The organism is Stackebrandtia soli (genome assembly GCF_965137155.1).
Taxonomy (GTDB): domain Bacteria; phylum Actinomycetota; class Actinomycetes; order Mycobacteriales; family Micromonosporaceae; genus Stackebrandtia; species Stackebrandtia soli.
Genome location: NZ_CBCRZX010000021.1, coordinates 38,863 through 53,724 on the forward strand (window position 1 = coordinate 38,863; position 14,862 = coordinate 53,724).

14 protein-coding genes and 2 pseudogenes are annotated in these 14,862 nt (G+C 68.5%); 1 reads left to right on the forward strand and 15 read right to left on the reverse strand.

Annotation, left to right across the window (positions count from 1 at the left end):
* Positions 1-6: 6 nt before the first annotated feature.
* Positions 7-867 (reverse strand): Fpg/Nei family DNA glycosylase, encoded by an 861-nt coding sequence (locus ACM9NP_RS13770; RefSeq protein ID WP_415647072.1) that lies wholly within the window; start codon positions 865-867, stop codon positions 7-9.
* A gap of 64 nt (positions 868-931) precedes the next feature.
* On the reverse strand, positions 932-1,969 hold the full coding sequence (locus tag ACM9NP_RS13775; protein ID WP_415647073.1) for a UDP-N-acetylmuramate dehydrogenase: 1,038 nt from the start codon (positions 1,967-1,969) through the stop codon (positions 932-934).
* A 517-nt stretch (positions 1,970-2,486) separates the two neighbouring features.
* On the opposite strand from ACM9NP_RS13775, the gene ACM9NP_RS13780 reads away from it, so the two are divergent.
* Positions 2,487-3,167, forward strand: coding sequence for an exonuclease domain-containing protein (locus ACM9NP_RS13780; protein ID WP_415647074.1), 681 nt, complete (start codon positions 2,487-2,489; stop codon positions 3,165-3,167).
* 529 nt (positions 3,168-3,696) lie between these two features.
* Here ACM9NP_RS13780 and ACM9NP_RS13785 read toward each other — a convergent pair.
* From ACM9NP_RS13785 to ACM9NP_RS13845, 13 genes and pseudogenes are all read right to left on the reverse strand, one after another.
* On the reverse strand, positions 3,697-3,852 hold the full coding sequence (locus ACM9NP_RS13785) for a hypothetical protein (protein ID WP_415647075.1): 156 nt from the start codon (positions 3,850-3,852) through the stop codon (positions 3,697-3,699).
* 375 nt (positions 3,853-4,227) lie between these two features.
* Complete coding sequence (locus ACM9NP_RS13790) at positions 4,228-4,602, reverse strand: hypothetical protein (protein ID WP_415647076.1); 375 nt, start codon at positions 4,600-4,602, stop codon at positions 4,228-4,230.
* 497 nt (positions 4,603-5,099) lie between these two features.
* Positions 5,100-5,297 (reverse strand): annotated as a pseudogene (locus ACM9NP_RS13795) (formimidoylglutamate deiminase); the annotation flags it as partial.
* A gap of 71 nt (positions 5,298-5,368) precedes the next feature.
* Positions 5,369-6,449: pseudogene (locus ACM9NP_RS13800) on the reverse strand (formimidoylglutamate deiminase); the annotation flags it as partial.
* Positions 6,446-7,630, reverse strand: coding sequence for an allantoate amidohydrolase (locus tag ACM9NP_RS13805; RefSeq protein WP_415647108.1), 1,185 nt, complete (start codon positions 7,628-7,630; stop codon positions 6,446-6,448). The gene ACM9NP_RS13805 and the pseudogene ACM9NP_RS13800, both read right to left, overlap by 4 nt.
* 251 nt (positions 7,631-7,881) lie before the next feature.
* Positions 7,882-8,664, reverse strand: coding sequence for an EI24 domain-containing protein (locus tag ACM9NP_RS13810; RefSeq protein WP_415647077.1), 783 nt, complete (start codon positions 8,662-8,664; stop codon positions 7,882-7,884).
* Between the two features lie 10 nt (positions 8,665-8,674).
* Positions 8,675-9,436, reverse strand: a complete 762-nt coding sequence (locus tag ACM9NP_RS13815) for an alpha/beta fold hydrolase (protein ID WP_415647078.1) — start codon at positions 9,434-9,436, stop codon at positions 8,675-8,677.
* The gene (locus ACM9NP_RS13820) at positions 9,433-9,756 is read right to left on the reverse strand and encodes a DUF2516 family protein (RefSeq protein ID WP_415647079.1); all 324 of its coding nucleotides are present in this window, start codon (positions 9,754-9,756) and stop codon (positions 9,433-9,435) included. Before ACM9NP_RS13820 ends, ACM9NP_RS13815 begins: the two co-directional genes overlap by 4 nt.
* Before the next feature lie 84 nt (positions 9,757-9,840).
* Positions 9,841-10,716, reverse strand: a complete 876-nt coding sequence (locus ACM9NP_RS13825; RefSeq protein ID WP_415647080.1) for a lysophospholipid acyltransferase family protein — start codon at positions 10,714-10,716, stop codon at positions 9,841-9,843.
* Positions 10,706-11,701: an NAD-dependent epimerase/dehydratase family protein gene (locus tag ACM9NP_RS13830; RefSeq protein WP_415647081.1), complete on the reverse strand. Its 996-nt coding sequence runs from the start codon at positions 11,699-11,701 to the stop codon at positions 10,706-10,708. The genes ACM9NP_RS13825 and ACM9NP_RS13830 overlap by 11 nt, the downstream gene beginning before the upstream one ends.
* A 32-nt stretch (positions 11,702-11,733) precedes the next feature.
* On the reverse strand, positions 11,734-11,835 hold the full coding sequence (locus tag ACM9NP_RS13835) for a 30S ribosomal protein bS22 (protein WP_013020966.1): 102 nt from the start codon (positions 11,833-11,835) through the stop codon (positions 11,734-11,736).
* A 461-nt stretch (positions 11,836-12,296) separates the two neighbouring features.
* A complete protein-coding gene (locus ACM9NP_RS13840) occupies positions 12,297-12,509 on the reverse strand; it encodes a helix-turn-helix domain-containing protein (protein ID WP_415647082.1) in 213 nt (70 codons plus the stop codon).
* Positions 12,510-12,951: 442 nt separating this feature from the next.
* Positions 12,952-14,421, reverse strand: a complete 1,470-nt coding sequence (locus ACM9NP_RS13845) for a hypothetical protein (RefSeq protein ID WP_415647083.1) — start codon at positions 14,419-14,421, stop codon at positions 12,952-12,954.
* Positions 14,422-14,862: the final 441 nt, after the last annotated feature.

Here is a 14,862-nt window from a genome sequence, read left to right on the forward strand (position 1 = left end):
CGACCGTCACTTCAGGAGGCGGGACATGCGGCGGTCGGCGAGGATTTTGCCGTCCGTTTGGCAGGTCGGGCAGTACTGAAAACTGGAGTCGGCAAAGTTGACCGAACGGATCGCGTCCCCGCAGACCTCGCAGCGCTCGCCCTCCCGGCCGTGTACCCGCAACGTGGAACGCTTGTGCGCCTTCAGTTTCGCGGCGGGCAGCGAGGACTCTGCGGTCGCCGCGTCGGCGAGGATCCGCACGATCGTGTCGTGCAGCGTCGCCGCCTCCGCGCCTGTCACGTCGGCGGCGGTCTTGTACGGCGACAGCTTCGCCGCGTGCAGGATCTCGTCGGAGTAGGCGTTGCCGATCCCGGCGATCAGCTTCTGGTCCCGCAGCACCGTCTTCAACCGCGACGTGTTCCCGTTGAGAATCCGGCGCAGCGCCGAGACGTCGAACGCGCCGTCGAACGGGTCGACACCGAGGGCGGCGATCCCCGGAATCTCCGTGGGATCGGCGACGAGATAGACGGCGAGGCTCTTCTTCGTTCCCGCCTCGGTCAGGTCGAAGCCGGCGCCGTCGTCCAGCACGAGTCGAAACGCGGTCGGCCCGCGCCCCTGCCTCGGAGTGCCGGTCGGCATCTCGTCCTGCCAACGCAGCCAGCCGGCCCGCGCGAGATGGATGACGAGGTGCAGCCCGCCGATCGTGAGGTCGAGGAACTTCCCGGATCGGTCGACGTCGGTGACGTTCTCGCCGACGAGCGCCGTCAACGACGGGTCGTAGGTCTTGAGGACGGCGATGCTGACGGCGTCCGCCCGCGCGACGGCGTGACCGACCGCCTGACGACGTAGCATCGCCGCCAGGGCCTCCACTTCGGGCAGTTCCGGCACGGGGCCAGTCTCGCAGAAACGGGGTGCCTACACCGTTGGTTGCGGTGAACCGACTGCTCTCAGGTCACCAGTCGACGCCGACGAGGACCGGCTCGGGAAAGAGCTCCACGCCGAGCCGCCGCAGGACCCCGTCGCGGACTTCGGCGGCGAGCGCCATCAACGCCGCCGTGGTTCCGCCGCCTCGGTTCGTCAACGCGAGCGTGTGCTTGGTGGAGATCGACACGCCGTCGTGGCCGTGGCCTTTCTCGAAACCGGCGCGGCCGATGAGCCACGCGGCCGAGACCTTGACGTCACCGTCGAACGGGTGATGAGACGGTGTTTCGCCGCAGCGGGCGACGAGCGCGTCGAAGGCGTCGACGGTTATCACCGGGTTGATGAAGAAGGAACCGACGCTGTAGGTGTCCCGGTCGCCCGGATCGAGGACCATGCCCTTGCCGCGCCGCAGCGCGAGTACGGTGTCGCGGGCGATGGCCAGGTCGACGGTGTCGCCGACCTCGACACCGAGCGAACGCGCCGTCTCGGCGTATCGGATCGGCCGCGACCGGCGCTCCTCCCTCAGCCGGTAGGTCACGGCGAGGACCACGTATCGGTCGTTGTGCTTGAAGACGCTGTGCCGGTAGGCGAACCGGCATTCCTCGCCGGTCATGCGGACGATGGTCCGCGTGCGGCGGTCGTAGACGTCGGCGTGTTCGAACACCTCGCGGATCTCCTGCCCGTAGGCGCCGACGTTCTGGACAGGGGTGGCGCCGGTCGAGCCGGGGATGCCGGAGAGGCATTCGACGCCCGACCAGCCGGAGGCGACCGTCTCGGCGACGAACTCGTCCCACGGGTGCCCGGCCTGGGCGGTGACGAGCACGTCGTCGCCGTCGCGTTCCGTGGTGACGCCTCGGGAGCGCAGCAGGATCGCGGTGCCGTCGAAGCCCTTGTCGCCGATGACGAGATTGCTGCCGCCCGCGATGAGCAGGGTCGGTTCCTTGGCGGAGTCGGCGTCCGTGATCGCGGTGATCAGTTCGTCCGTCGTCGTGGCGACGCGGGTCGACCGGGCGGGGCCGCCGAGACGCAGGGTCGTGTACTCGGCGAGGTTGGGGTTGTCATCAAGCACGGTTCCCAGCTTAGAGGTTGTCCCGTGCCCTCAGGTCGTGCGAGGCGCGTGTCAGGGCGGTGCTCGACGGCCGAGGATTCGGTGCCTGGTCCGGGGGCGTCGTAGCGGTCGCTGGCGTCGTGGTGAGTTGTTTCGATCGAGCAGGGCCGGGCGGGCCTCGCACGTGATCTCGCGTCGACCCCTGAGTTCTCGCGGGCGCGGAGATCGAGTCCGTGTCGCCCGAGCGAGGGCGTCCAGCCGTGGATTCGACGGTCCGTCCGCTGGTCATCGGGGTCACCGCTGTCGGCGGGCCTGTCCGTTCCGAGGCAGGTCCACGTCTCAATACGTCCATTAGTGATGTTCGCGGCAGGTCGGGAAATCGCTGGGGCGCAACGGACAGGTGTTCGATGTTCGAATGTGGCCGTATGCGCGCGGGTTCCCTGTGTCGGTGTGCGTCCTTAGAGTGGTCTTCGTGGCGACCGCAAGTCGGAGGGCATTCAAGACGCTCCCCGCGCCACCACACGATGTGGATGAGACCGTGAACGACAACGCTTGGCACACTGGACCGCTGCTCGGATTCGACACGGAGACAACCGGAGTCGACCCGTTGAAAGACCGGATCGTGACCGCCGCCATTGTGGATGGAGCTGACGTGTCGCGATGGTTGCTCGACCCGGGCGTCGAGATCCCCGCCGGTGCCTCGGCGGTTCACGGCATCTCGACGGAGCACGCGCGTGCGAACGGGTTGCCCCCGTCGGAGGCGCTGCCGGAGATCGCCGCGGCACTGACGAAGGCGGCGCAGGAGTCGATCCCCGTCGTGGCGTACCGGGCCGCCTTCGACCTCACGCTGTTGTCGTCCGAACTGGACCGCCATGGTCTGCCGCAGGTGCCGTGGTCGGACCTGCGCGTCGTCGACCCGTACGTCCTGGACAAGCGGGTTGACAAGTGGCGCAGGGGAAAGCGCACCCTGTCGGCGGTGACGGAGCACTACGGTGTCGTGCTGGAGGAGGCGCACACCGCCGCCGCGGACGCGCGGGCCGCCGTCGGTGTCGCGCGCGCCATCGGCATGAAGTACCCGAAGGTCGCGGCGATGAGCGTCGCCGAGCTGCACGCGAACCAGGTGACTTGGCACGCCGAGGACGCCGCGTCGCTGGAGGCGTACTTCCGTCGGCAGGGCCGCCAGGAGGCGATCGACCGTCGGTGGCCGCTCCAGCTGTGACGCGATTCCCCGCCGATCAGCCGAAGAACTTCGTCACCGCTCGGCGGAAGGCTTCCGCGTCGTCGAGCCACGGATAGTGCCCGGCTCCGGGCTGGACGACCACGCTTGCGTTCGGGACCCGGCGTACTCGGTGGCCGCCACAGGCACGGTGTTGATGTCACGGTCACCGCCGAGCACCAGGACCGGTCTGGTGAACTGCGCGAACGCGGCTCGGGTTGCCGACGGATCGAACGCGCCGTCGGCGCCGAACGGGCGAGCCGCGTCGCAGTTGCGCGGCCGGTCCTCTTCCGCGTGGTGGGCACGAGGTGTTGTCCCAGCGCCCGTAGTACAGCGGCGTCAGCCCGGCGAGCGCCTCGGCCAGCCGGAGCGTCCTCTCTGCGCCGAACCACGTCGAGCCGCGCGGCGTCCGTCGTGGTGATGCCGACGGCCCTGCGTCCGGGTGTGATCAGTGCGAGTGAGCCGATCCGATCGGAGTGGGTCGTGAGGTAAGCGGCGACGTCCTGACCGAGAACGTCGATCCGATTCCGCCTCAGGTGAAGCCGGAGCGCTTCGGGGTCGGCGGCGAGCCGATCGCAGCGGTACGCCTCGGAATGGACGAGGCGCCGGTACCGCGATGGTCCATCATGATCAGTCGATGGTGGTCGGACGAGCCGCCGAGGTCTCCGAGCTGGTCGGCCGCTCGCATCGGATCGCTCGGCAGACAGATGATCGGGGTACCGTCACCCCGGTGTCGCTAGGTCAGAAGCGTTGCGTCATGGGTGGTGAGGCTGGCAGACCACGGGATGCCGTGTCATGAGAGGGAGCGCGAATCGATGCTGAGCGAAGGGCGTCGATGCGCGGCTTGATCCTTCGAAGGATCGCCTGTGCGCGATCGGTTCGCCATATCGGGAAGGGCGGTTCGACGGCCGAACGAGCCGACTTGGATCGCGGCGTGCGCGAGACGTGGACGGACGCGGTGGCCCCGGCGGCCAAGGCCGAGGCGTGGTACCGGCAGGCACGGAGCCTTGCGTGGTCACCCCGGCCGGGCACACTGGACGGAAGAGCCCGTCCGTTGGGGCGGTTAGACCCAGGACTTGAAGAAGCTCGGCGCCTTCGGTTTCGCGGCGGCGGCCTCGTCGGTCTCGTCCTTGGGTGTGTCGGTGGCGGGTTCGGAACGGTTGCGACGGGGCAGCTGGTTCAGACCCATCGCGGAGGCGAAGATCAACAGCCCGTTGAAGAACGCGACGAACCATTTCGTCGGATCGGCGTCGGTGGCGACGATCGCGGCCACGTAGGCCAGGACCAGCGCGATACCGAGCGACGTCCACTTGCGAAACGGGTTGAAGCGTTCCCCGACGAGGTTGCCGACCACATTGGGGACAAGGACCGCCGCGGCGACCGCCCCTTGCAGGCTCAACAGGCTCGCGGCCGTGAACAATGAATCGATGTTTTCCATACCTCAATGGTGAAACCGTTGGGCCACAAGCACAATCGGTCAAGTCGACAAGTTTGACAACCCACGCCTGGAGGAGTGCGCACATCGGAGCGACGCGCCCGGAAGCGGGGCAGGGAGCGGTTCCGTGTCGCCCTCGAATTCGACGCCGACCCGACGTCGAAAGGGGACCGGCCGGGCCCGGCGACACGTTTCGTGAGTCGGAGAGTCGGAGAGTCGGGGCGTGGATTTCCCGTGTCGACCGCGAGAGTGGTCGGGCTAGAGGTTTTCTCGCTATCGCAAGTCGTGTGAGGCGAGTGGCGGGGCGCCATCCGGGAAGGCGGAGAAGTGCCCGCATACCTTGTCGGCCATGCCTTCTGGCGTGCTGAAGCGCCGGGGGCAGCTTCGACAACGCGGCAGGGCGCCGTCGAACCGCGTCAGCACCTCGACCATGAACACCGCGATCCCGCAGGAGCCGAACTACCGGGAAACGAGACAGCCTCTGGAGGCCGTTCCAACGGTCAGGCCGCGAACAGGTCCCGGATCGACGCGGCCAGTTCGCCGGCGACGTCGACACGGCGGTGCCGTCCGTCCGCGACGATCAGCTCGCCATCGCGAACGACGTGGGTGACGTCGTCCCCGGTCGCCGCGAACACCAGTCCCGCGGCGAGATCGACGTCGCACGTGCCCGCCAGCCGCACCGAGTCGACGTCGATCGCNNNGACCAGGTCGGCGGGCGCCCCCACCGCGATCCGGCCCGCGANCGCCCCGAGCCCGGCGCTCGCCGCCNCGGTCGCCGTCGCCGCTGTCAGCAGCGCTTCGGGGCGGTGGGTGCCGCGCCGTTGGGTCGCGAGTCGTTCGTCGAGTTCGACGGCGCGCGCCTCCTCGAACAGGTCGATGACCGCGTGAGAGTCCGAGCCGAGGCACAGCCGCGATCCGGCCGCGACGAGCGCCGCCGAAGGGCCGATCCCGTCGGCGAGGTCGCGTTCCGTTGTGGGACAGAAGCAGCTGAGGGTGCCGGTCGTCCCGAGCAGGTCGATGTCGTCGTCGGTCAGGTGGGTCGCGTGAACGGCCGTCGTCATGGGGCCGAGGACGCCTTCGCGCGCGCACAGGGCCGTCGGAGTGAGGCCGGTGGCCGCGAGGCACGCCTCGTTCTCTTTAACCTGTTCGGACAGATGAATGTGGATCGGGGCGGTGTTTCGCCTGGCCCAGTCCGCGACGGCGCGCATCGCGTCCGGCGGGCAGCCGCGGACCGAGTGGATCGCCGCTCCCAGCCGTGCCGTCCCGTCGAGAGCGGACGCGCGGGCGTCGACGCGCCTCAGCCAACCGTCCACATCGCCGTCACTGAAGCGGGATTGGGTGCCCGTCAACGGGGAACCGTCGACGTCACCGCGCAGGTAGCAGGTGTCGAGCAGCACGAGGCGAATCCCGGCGGCGGCCGCCGCCCGTTCCAGCGCGACGTCCATCGCCGCCGGATCCGGGTACGGGGCGCCGTTCGGCGCATGGTGGACATAGTGGAACTCGACCACGGTCGTGATGCCCCGCAACGTCATCTCGGCGTACGTCGCCCGGGCGAGCGCCTCGTACCGCCGCGGTGTCAGCGCTTCGGCGGCCGTGTACATCTGGGTCCGCCACGACCAGAAGTCGCCGCTCGCGGCGTGCGTGCGCCCGCGCAGCGCGCGATGGAACGCGTGCGAGTGAGCGTTCGTCATCCCGGGGATGACGGCGCCGGGCAGCGTCACCGCGTCGGCGGGGCGGGGCGAGTCGGTGACGATCGCGTCGATGACGCCGTCGCGCACGTCGATCGTGACGTCCCGTCTCACTCCGTCCTCAGTGGACAGCCACGCGCGCGCGGCGTGGAATCGGGTCAGCACGCCAGATCCCGCAGGACCGAGGCCAAGGCGGTGACTCCGGCGAGGCAGTCGACCATCTCGGCGCTCTCCGCGGGGGAGTGCGACACGCCCGTCGGGTTACGGACGAACAGCATCGCCGTGGGGAGGACCGCGGACAGCACGCCCGCGTCGTGACCGGCGCCCGTCGAGAGGACCGGCACGCCGCCGAGCGTCTCCACCAGCCGATCCCGCAGCGGTACGTCGAAGTCGACGCGAGGACTGTACGACTCGCGGGTGATCGTCGCGTTCGTGCCGTCGCGGTCCGCGCGAGCGAGCGTCGCCTCCTCCACCTCGCGGACGACCTGCTCCAGGGCGTCGACGTCCTCGGCGCGGGCGTCCAGCCAGCCGCGCACGCGGGACGGGATCGCGTTGGTGCCGTTCGGTTCGCACATGACCCGGCCGACCGTCGCCACGGCTCCCGCCAGTCGCGCCTTCTTTCGGGCGGCGAGAACGGTGTTGGCGTACGTCAGCATCGGGTCGGCGCGGTCGTCGAGACGCGTCGTACCGGCGTGGTCGGCGCGACCCTGGAAGTCCATGCGCCACCGACCGTGCGGCCAGATCGCCCCTCCGACGGCGACCGGCGCGTCCAGGTCGATCTGCGCTCGCCCCTGCTCGATGTGAAGCTCTACATAGGATCCGATTTGGCTGAGCATGGCGACGTCGTGGCCGATCGACATGGGATCGGTCCCCGCGTCGGCCATCGCTTGCTCGAAGGTCACGCCGTTCTCGTCCGCCAGCGCCCGGGCCGCGTCCGGAGTGATCGCGCCGGACATCAAACGTGATCCGAGGCACGCGACGCCGAACCGGCCGCCCTCCTCTTCGACGAAGGCCGCGACCCCGATGGGCCGCCGAGGAGTGGCCCCCTCGGCTCGCAGGAGGTCGATCGCGGCGAAGGCGCTCGCGACGCCGAGCGGCCCGTCGAACGGACCGCCGTCGGGAACTGAGTCCAGATGGGACCCGGTGACGACCGCGTCGCCGTCGGTCGGATCTCCCCACCACGCCCACAGGTTGCCGTTGCGGTCGGTGTTCACCGCCAAGCCGCGAGCCGCCGCCTGTTCGGCGAACCAGGCACGGCACTCGAGTTCCGGCGCGGTGTAGGCGAAACGGCGGTATCCGCCGGTCGCGTCGTAACGGCCGATCGGGGTCAGATCCCGCCACATCTCCTCAAACAGCACGCCGCCAGCCTAGAGGCTGTCCCGATACCCGGCAACCCTGAGGAGGACGTCGATCACCGCTTGGTTGGTCAAATGGTGTCGCTTGGTTGGTCAAATTTCCGAAACACGCCTGATTTCGCAATTTGCCCAACCAAGCGGAACTTTTGCCCAACCAAGCGGAACTTTTGCCCAACCAAGCGGAGTGGACGGTCGGGGGCGAGCGGGGTCGGTGGAACCGGTTCGGTGGGCCGGCAGTGCTACACGGTGGACGGCGCGGCGGCCGTCGGCGCCACACCCGGCCTCGTCGGCTCGCCGAGGATGTCGCGCGCCATCATCGTCGCGCCCGCGACCGCGGCCGGCATCACGATGATCGCGCCGAGGGGGATGAGGAACAGCAGGAACACGCCCGTCCCGAAGGAGACCGAGCGAATCCGCCGCTTCGCGAGGATCGCCCGGTACTCGCGGTATCGGATGCCCCGCCGGTTGAACGCGTACGCGACGAGTTCCACGGACAGGAACCAGCCGCCGACGAGCCCGCCGACGACGAGCGCGATGATCGGGCCGGCCACCGGGATCATGCCGAACGCGAACAGGATCAGGCCCGTCACCAGGGACTTGCCGAGCAATCTGAGGGAATCGGCGACAGAGTGTCCAATGGAGATCAGGAGCCCGCGGTCGTCCGTCGGGGCGCCGCCGCACTCCTCCTCCACCCGCGCCGCGATCGCCTCGTAGAACGGGTCACCGACGAGCAGCGTCAACGCCGTGAACATGACGATCGACAACCACACGGAGACCGTGAACACGGCGATGCCGGCGACGATCCGCATGAACGTCCGCCAGCCCTCGGCCCAATCCGACGCGAACGACGTGAGCCACGCGGCGAGATCGGCGATGTTGAACGCGAGCAGCAGCAGCGCGGCCCCGATCAACAGGGACGCGAGGAGGCCGGGGATCGCGCCCAGCCACATCACTTTCGGCCGACGACCCCAGAATCCGAAGCCGCGTCCGAGATAGCCGGCACCGCTGACAATTTCACGCATGCACACAAGGTTAGAGCGTGTCGTCCTCGTTCAGGAACTCGCTTATCAAGGCGCGCAAGCGGTCACGACGCGTCCACACTGCGTCAGTGCCACCGAGGATCTCCAACCGCCCTTCCGGCAGGGTCTCCGCGAGCTGACGGGCCACCGCTTCGGGGTGCGCCGCGTCGTCCGTGCACGCGATCACCAGGGCCGGAGCGCTGACCCGCGACAGACTCGACAGATCCGTGACCGCCACCTGTTCGGCGAGGATCTCGATCAACCCGGCGAGGCTCGGCATGAGCAGCGTCTCGGCCCGGATGCGCGCGTACGCGGTCGCGGATGGTGTGCCCCGCACGGACTCCGGTATCTCGGCGAGGATCGCGTCCGTCAACGCGGCGTGGTCGTCCGCCGCGATCGCCTCCCGAAGGGACGCCAGCACCGCGCGCGCGGCCTCCCCGCGCGGTACGTCGAGAACGGCCGGCAGGAAGAACACGAGCCGGTCGAACCGTTGCGGTGTGTGCTCCAACAGGTGGGTGAGGGCGCCCGCTCCCATGCTGACGCCGAACGCCCGCGTCGCGCTCGCTGCGTCGGCGACGTTGCGCAGGTCCTCCGCGAGCGGGCCGTAGCCGAACTCGTCGACGGGGATGCCGTCGTGCGCCCGCGCGGTGTAGAAGACCTTCGTGCCGTCGACTCCGCTGGCGTAGGGGCGGGTGTCGGCGATGCCGCCGCCGAAGCCGTGGGCGAAGACGGTGACGGGGTCTCCACCGCCGCGCACGAGCGTCGGGCGGGTCACCAGGCGTCGCCCCCGCTGCGCAGAGCCGGGCGGATGTCGAGCAGGTAGACGAGTGAGGCGATGAGTCCGATGATGCCGAAGAGGCTGAACGCTCCACCGCCGAAGACTCCGAGGGTCGACAGCAGGAGTGTGCCGCCGAGCAGGAGGAGCCAGGTGCCCTTCGTGAGCGGACCGGCGGCGGGGAACGCGTCCGGACGCTGCAACGCGCAGTGCAGGAGGGCGGCGATGGCGAGGAAACCGGCGATCACCCCGATCGCTCCGGTCACCCAGATCTCGATGTTGCGGGGGAACGGGGCGGGATTGATCAGCCAGTCGAACATGGGCAAAGCCTAGAACGTCTCAGGCGTGCGCGGCAACGTGACGCGGCGATCCGTTCGGCGGCGTGGGACGGCGTGAGTCCCTCATCAAGGCCCGAAGGCCTCGCCTCTTCGATCGAGCAGCGTCGTCAAGGTCTGCTGGATGGTCTCCTTCACCTGGTCGGCGAGGTTGAACACCTCCAGCGGGTCGTCGGCGAGGTCGGCCTTGCCCTTCGTCACGATCGGTTCGCCGAACTGGATGAGCCACTTGCTGGGCAACGGGATCGCGCCGAGCGGGCCGAGCCACGGGAACGTCGGCGTCACCGGGAAGTACGGGAGTTTCAACAGCCGCGCCAGGACCGGGATGTCGCCGAGGATCGGGTAGATCTCCTCGGCGCCGACGATCGACACGGGAATGATCGGCGCCCCCGTCGCCAAGGCGGTGGACACGAAACCGCCGCGACCGAAACGCTTCAGGCGGTATCGCTCCCAGTAGGGCTTGCCGGTGCCTTTGACGCCTTCGGGGAAGACGCCGACGAGTTCTCCGTCGGTCAGAAGCCGCTCGGCGTCGGGGTTGCTGGCGAGGGTCGCGCCCGTCTTGCGGGCGTACTCGCCGATGAGGGGCGCCTTGAAGACGAAGTCGGCCGCGAGGAGTCGCAGGTGCCGGTGTGCCGGGTGGTCGTCGTACAGGGCCAGTTGCAGCATGAGCGCGTCGAGCGCGACCGTGCCGGAGTGGTTGCCGACGATGAGGGCGCCGCCCGAGTCGGGAACGTTCTCGATGCCGAGCACTTCGACGCGGAACCATTTGCGGTACAGCGGGCGCAGCGCCGGGTACGTGAGGGTCGTGGTGAGGTCGGCGTCGAAACCGAAGTCGTCTACGTCGTAGTCGCCGGTGAGGCGCTTCGTCAGCAGGTCGAGCAGCGCGGTCAACCGGTCGGGGCGGTCGTCGGCCCCATCGGGGTGGTCCTCGGAGTCAGCGATCATCGTTGTCCTCCTTGGTTCTCAGACCGCGCAGCATCTCGCGGAACGACGGTGCCGGCGTCGCGGGGTTCGACAGGACCGACATGAGTTCGTGTCCGGCGACGAAGTCGTCGAAGGCGTCCGGGGTCGAGCGCGGGGTGACGCCGTAGACCTCGGCGAGGCGGGTGCAGTCGACGACGCGGCCGTACCGGAGGAAGTCGAGCTGGTCGTGCGAGAAGTCGATGACGCCGCGATCGCGGGCCAGGGCCGCCATTCCGCGCAGGATCGTCTCGGGTGTGGGCGCGGCGATCCGCCCGGCGCGGCGAACCGCCTGGGAGAGCAGCAACACGCCCGGGCCGGCCACGTTGAACAACTCCGGTCTCCCGGGCGTTCCGCTGTGATCGCTCATGGTGACGCGATAGAGCGCCTCCAGGGCGTCCTCGATGTGGAGGAACTGGATGCGCGGGTCGAAGCCCAGGATCGTCGGCACGATCGGCAACGAGAAGTACCGCGTCATCGACGTGTCCGAGGTCGGTCCGAGCAGTGGTGCCAGGCGCAGCACCGTCACCGTCACGTCGTCGCGACGACGGGCGAAACTGCGCGCGTACGCCTCGACCTCGCTGATGTCGTGCGCGAACTCTCCGCGCGGCGCCGCCCGGAGTTCGGTGTCCTCAGTGAACACCGCCGGGTCGCGCGCCGACGCCCCATAGGCGGCGACGGACGACTTGATGACGACACGGCGCACCGACTCGGCCCGCTGGCATGACGCCAGCAGATGCATCGTGCCGAGAACATTGGATTCTTTTTGGGCCGTGCGTCCGCCCGACCGGACCGCCGAAGCGGTCACCGACGAGTGAACCACCGTGTCGACCTCGGCGCGCGCCAACAACTCGCTGATGGTGCCGTTATCGAGAGACTCGGTGTCGACTTCGACGACGCGTGCAACGCGGTCGTCGGCCTTCAGACGCGCCGCGAGGCGACCACCAAGGTACCGGTCTGCGCCGGTCACCAAGACGGTGGCGGAAGGCACGGCCGCGCGCGCTACTTGCCTTGACGGCGACGCTGAACGCGGGTGCGGCGAAGCAGCTTACGGTGCTTCTTCTTCGCCATGCGCTTACGCCGCTTCTTGACGACCGAGCCCATAGATGTTCCTCGCAGATGTGGTTGATGAGTGGTTGAACCGGCAGTTGTCCGATCCAGCCACCGGTGTGTGATGTGCGGACCCGTGGTCCGCGTCCGGTCGTGACTGACGAACGGTGGATCTCGTTCGCCGCAGCCCCGGCCGGATCGCTGGCTCAGACCGCACAGCGGCCAGCCCACTAAGGCTAGCTTGAGCACCTCCCCACGGTGAACGTGGGGGATTTTCTGGCCGGATCACCGCTCGTATCGTGCTGCGTCGAACACGTCGTGACGTTCCCGACGCGTCGTAGGACACACCCTGGTTCGCTACGGGCGCAAGGCGACCGATGCCACCGTCGACGCCGCGTCACCGGGCGGTCGCCCGTTTCGCTCCGTGGTGGCGGATCAGCGCCTCGACCCGGTCGATGCCTCGGCCTCGCGCGTCGAATGACACTCGGCGCGCGAAGCCGACGACGATCGACCGATCAGGAACCGTCCTTGAACGTGGTCGCCAGGTACTCCGAGACGGCGTTCTCCGGAACCCGGAACGAGCGCCCCACTCGGACCGCGGCCAGGTCGCCCGAATGCACGAGCCGATAGACGGTCATCTTCGACACACGCATCAGCGCGGCCACTTCGGCGACGGTGAGGAATCTGACTTCCTCCAGCAGGCTGTGTGTACTCATGCTTCCCACCATGCCTTTCCCTTCACGTGCCGGTCGTCGACCGACTTCGCGACACACCGGTTCTGATGTGTCGAATACCAAGAGTAATGTGGTAATGCGCAAGTTGGCTATGGTTCGTGACGCAATCCTTGTTGCGATGGATGCCGTCAGGCGTAAAAAGCGGCCATTTAGCTGGGGATTTGTTCCCGAAGTGGTGACCTTCGGCCCGAGCGGCCCCTCCTTATTTAACGATGGCGGCGGTGCCATTGTCACCGAAAGTTACCGACCGGCCGGGACGTTTTGGTCGAACCGAGCCGCTCCGGGGACGCGAAACGGCCGCGAGCGGACCCGAAATCGGGCCCACCCACGGCCGTGGGAAGTGTCTCGTGGGGGCGTGAACCCCGTTTCCCGCCGCGTGGTCAACCGGCGGCGCCGCGCTCGCGCGACGCCCGCCCGTTCTCGGCCGGAGGTCGCTCTAACCAGCCACCGAGTTGACGAAGTCCGTCATCTCCTGCTCGATCTCGGAGTAGGGCTTCCCGAACGCCGTCTGCGCCGACGAGTCCGCGTCCTTGCCCTCCCGCGCGACCAACCCCAGGAACTCGAGGAACGCGTCCTTGCCGTAGGTGTCGACGCAGTAGTACGCCCCGTAGAACGCGACCCCGTACTTGCCGGAGCCCTCCAGGCGGTCGGCGCTGTCGGACAGCGGAGCGAAACCGTCGGTCCAACCCCCGCTGGAGAGGAACTCCTCGACGTCCCGCTTACGCAGGTACTCGCTGAGCGGTCGCTCGATGCCGTGGTCGATCAGCTCGGCGGAGCCCTCGGAGATCCACCAGTCCTCCTCCTGGAACGACGTCGCCGTCGAATGGTGCAGCGTGGCGACGTGGCCGAGCTCGTGGCGCATCGTGGAGATGAAGTCCTCGGTGTCGTACACGCGGTCGACGTGCATCACGACGTCGGACCCGCCTCGCCGTTGCGTGTTGTTCTCGTCGATCACCGGAACGGGCACGGCGAAACCGACCACATTGTCCATATTGCCCTGGAGGCCGTACCAGGTCTCGAACTCGCTGGAGCCCGCCAGGTAGATGACGTACTTGTCGACCGGCTCGAACACTGCCCATTCGTCCGCGTTCGCGGCGGCGGCCTCGGCGATCTCGAGCGCGTCGTCGAGCTGGTCGGCGTACTTCGCCGGCGCCGCGACGATGGTGCGGTCGCCGACGCGGGCCTCGATGTCGTCGACCTCCCACGGACGCGGACCGATCTCGGTCGACTCGTCCATCCGGGTGATCGTGAAGTCGGGGGCCTTGTCGGTCCATTCCGTCTCGAAGATGATCGAGGACGCTTGGCACGTGTCGAAGCCGCCGCTGTCGAGGCAGTAGTTCGCGGCGAGCCGGAACTCGACGTAGCCGGGCTCGGTGTCGATGGGGGAGCTGAGCACCCGGTACTCGAACGCCGAGACCGACAGGGCCCGCAGCGAGTCGAACCGGCGGGACGCGTCCTCGTGCAGGTTCGGGTCGAAGGTCTTCAACCACGCGTCCTCGTCACCGTCGAGCAGCGCCTTGGCGTTCTTCTCGAGGGTGAAACCGATCTGCTGCTTCAAGTAGGCGCTGCGCACCTGCGGCGGGTCACCGTCCGTCGGACTGGGCGACAGCGGTTCCTGGGGCTCCGACAGGGCGGCGGTGTTGGTCTGACCGACGACGACCGCGGTGATGCCGAGCGTGCCGCCGACGAGCAGCGCGAGCAGGAGACAGAAGATCGCCACCGGTGACATCCGCTTGCGCGGCGGCGGGGGCGGCGGCGGAGCGTAGGGGTAACCACCGGGGAACGACGGAACGTAGCCGGGCACCTGCCCCGGAGGGGCCATCCCGCCCTGGTACGGACCGACCGGGTAGGCCGGGCGCGGCGCGACCTGTGGGCTCGGCGACAGCGGCGACGACGGCGGAGCCATCGGGTGCGTCGAGGAATCCCAACGGGCGCTCGCGAGCGGGTTGGCCGGGGCCGCCGGATGCTGCCAGGTCGGTGGAATCGCCTCGACGGACGGCGCCGGGGGTTGGGTCGGGATCGCTGGACGTACCGGTTGGTGTTCGCCTCCCGGTGGAGGAGGGGGAGTCCCCGGTGCGGGTCCGTTCGCCTCCGTCCCGGCAGGGGGGTCTTGCGGCCGGGCCCAGTCACTGGGGTTTGTCGGCCGCTGGGGTTGTTCGGGGTTTCCCGGATACGACGCGCCAAAGGTCACTGCAACACATTAAGCAGGCCGTGCCACCCGCACCCAGGCACCGCAGTCTCGATTGAGTAACGATCGCCCAGTGTAATCGGTCCATTATGGTCATCGCGACATCGATTGTCGCCGTTACCTCGCCTGGCGATCGTTCGTTGTGTCACACAGGGATTA

Bases quoted from the DNA above. Each gene is read 5' to 3' on its own strand.
- ACM9NP_RS13825 (WP_415647080.1), bottom strand. From the start codon at position 10,716: ATGATCGCTGACTCCGAGGACCACCCCGATGGGGCCGACGACCGCCCC.
- ACM9NP_RS13835 (WP_013020966.1), bottom strand. From the start codon at position 11,835: ATGGGCTCGGTCGTCAAGAAGCGGCGTAAGCGCATGGCGAAGAAGAAG.
- ACM9NP_RS13845 (WP_415647083.1), bottom strand. From the start codon at position 14,421: ATGGCTCCGCCGTCGTCGCCGCTGTCGCCGAGCCCACAGGTCGCGCCG.
- ACM9NP_RS13790 (WP_415647076.1), bottom strand. From the start codon at position 4,602: ATGGAAAACATCGATTCATTGTTCACGGCCGCGAGCCTGTTGAGCCTG.
- ACM9NP_RS13840 (WP_415647082.1), bottom strand. From the start codon at position 12,509: ATGGTGGGAAGCATGAGTACACACAGCCTGCTGGAGGAAGTCAGATTC.
- ACM9NP_RS13805 (WP_415647108.1), bottom strand. From the start codon at position 7,630: ATGTGGCGGGATCTGACCCCGATCGGCCGTTACGACGCGACCGGCGGA.
- ACM9NP_RS13820 (WP_415647079.1), bottom strand. From the start codon at position 9,756: ATGTTCGACTGGCTGATCAATCCCGCCCCGTTCCCCCGCAACATCGAG.
- ACM9NP_RS13810 (WP_415647077.1), bottom strand. From the start codon at position 8,664: ATGCGTGAAATTGTCAGCGGTGCCGGCTATCTCGGACGCGGCTTCGGA.
- ACM9NP_RS13785 (WP_415647075.1), bottom strand. From the start codon at position 3,852: ATGCGAGCGGCCGACCAGCTCGGAGACCTCGGCGGCTCGTCCGACCAC.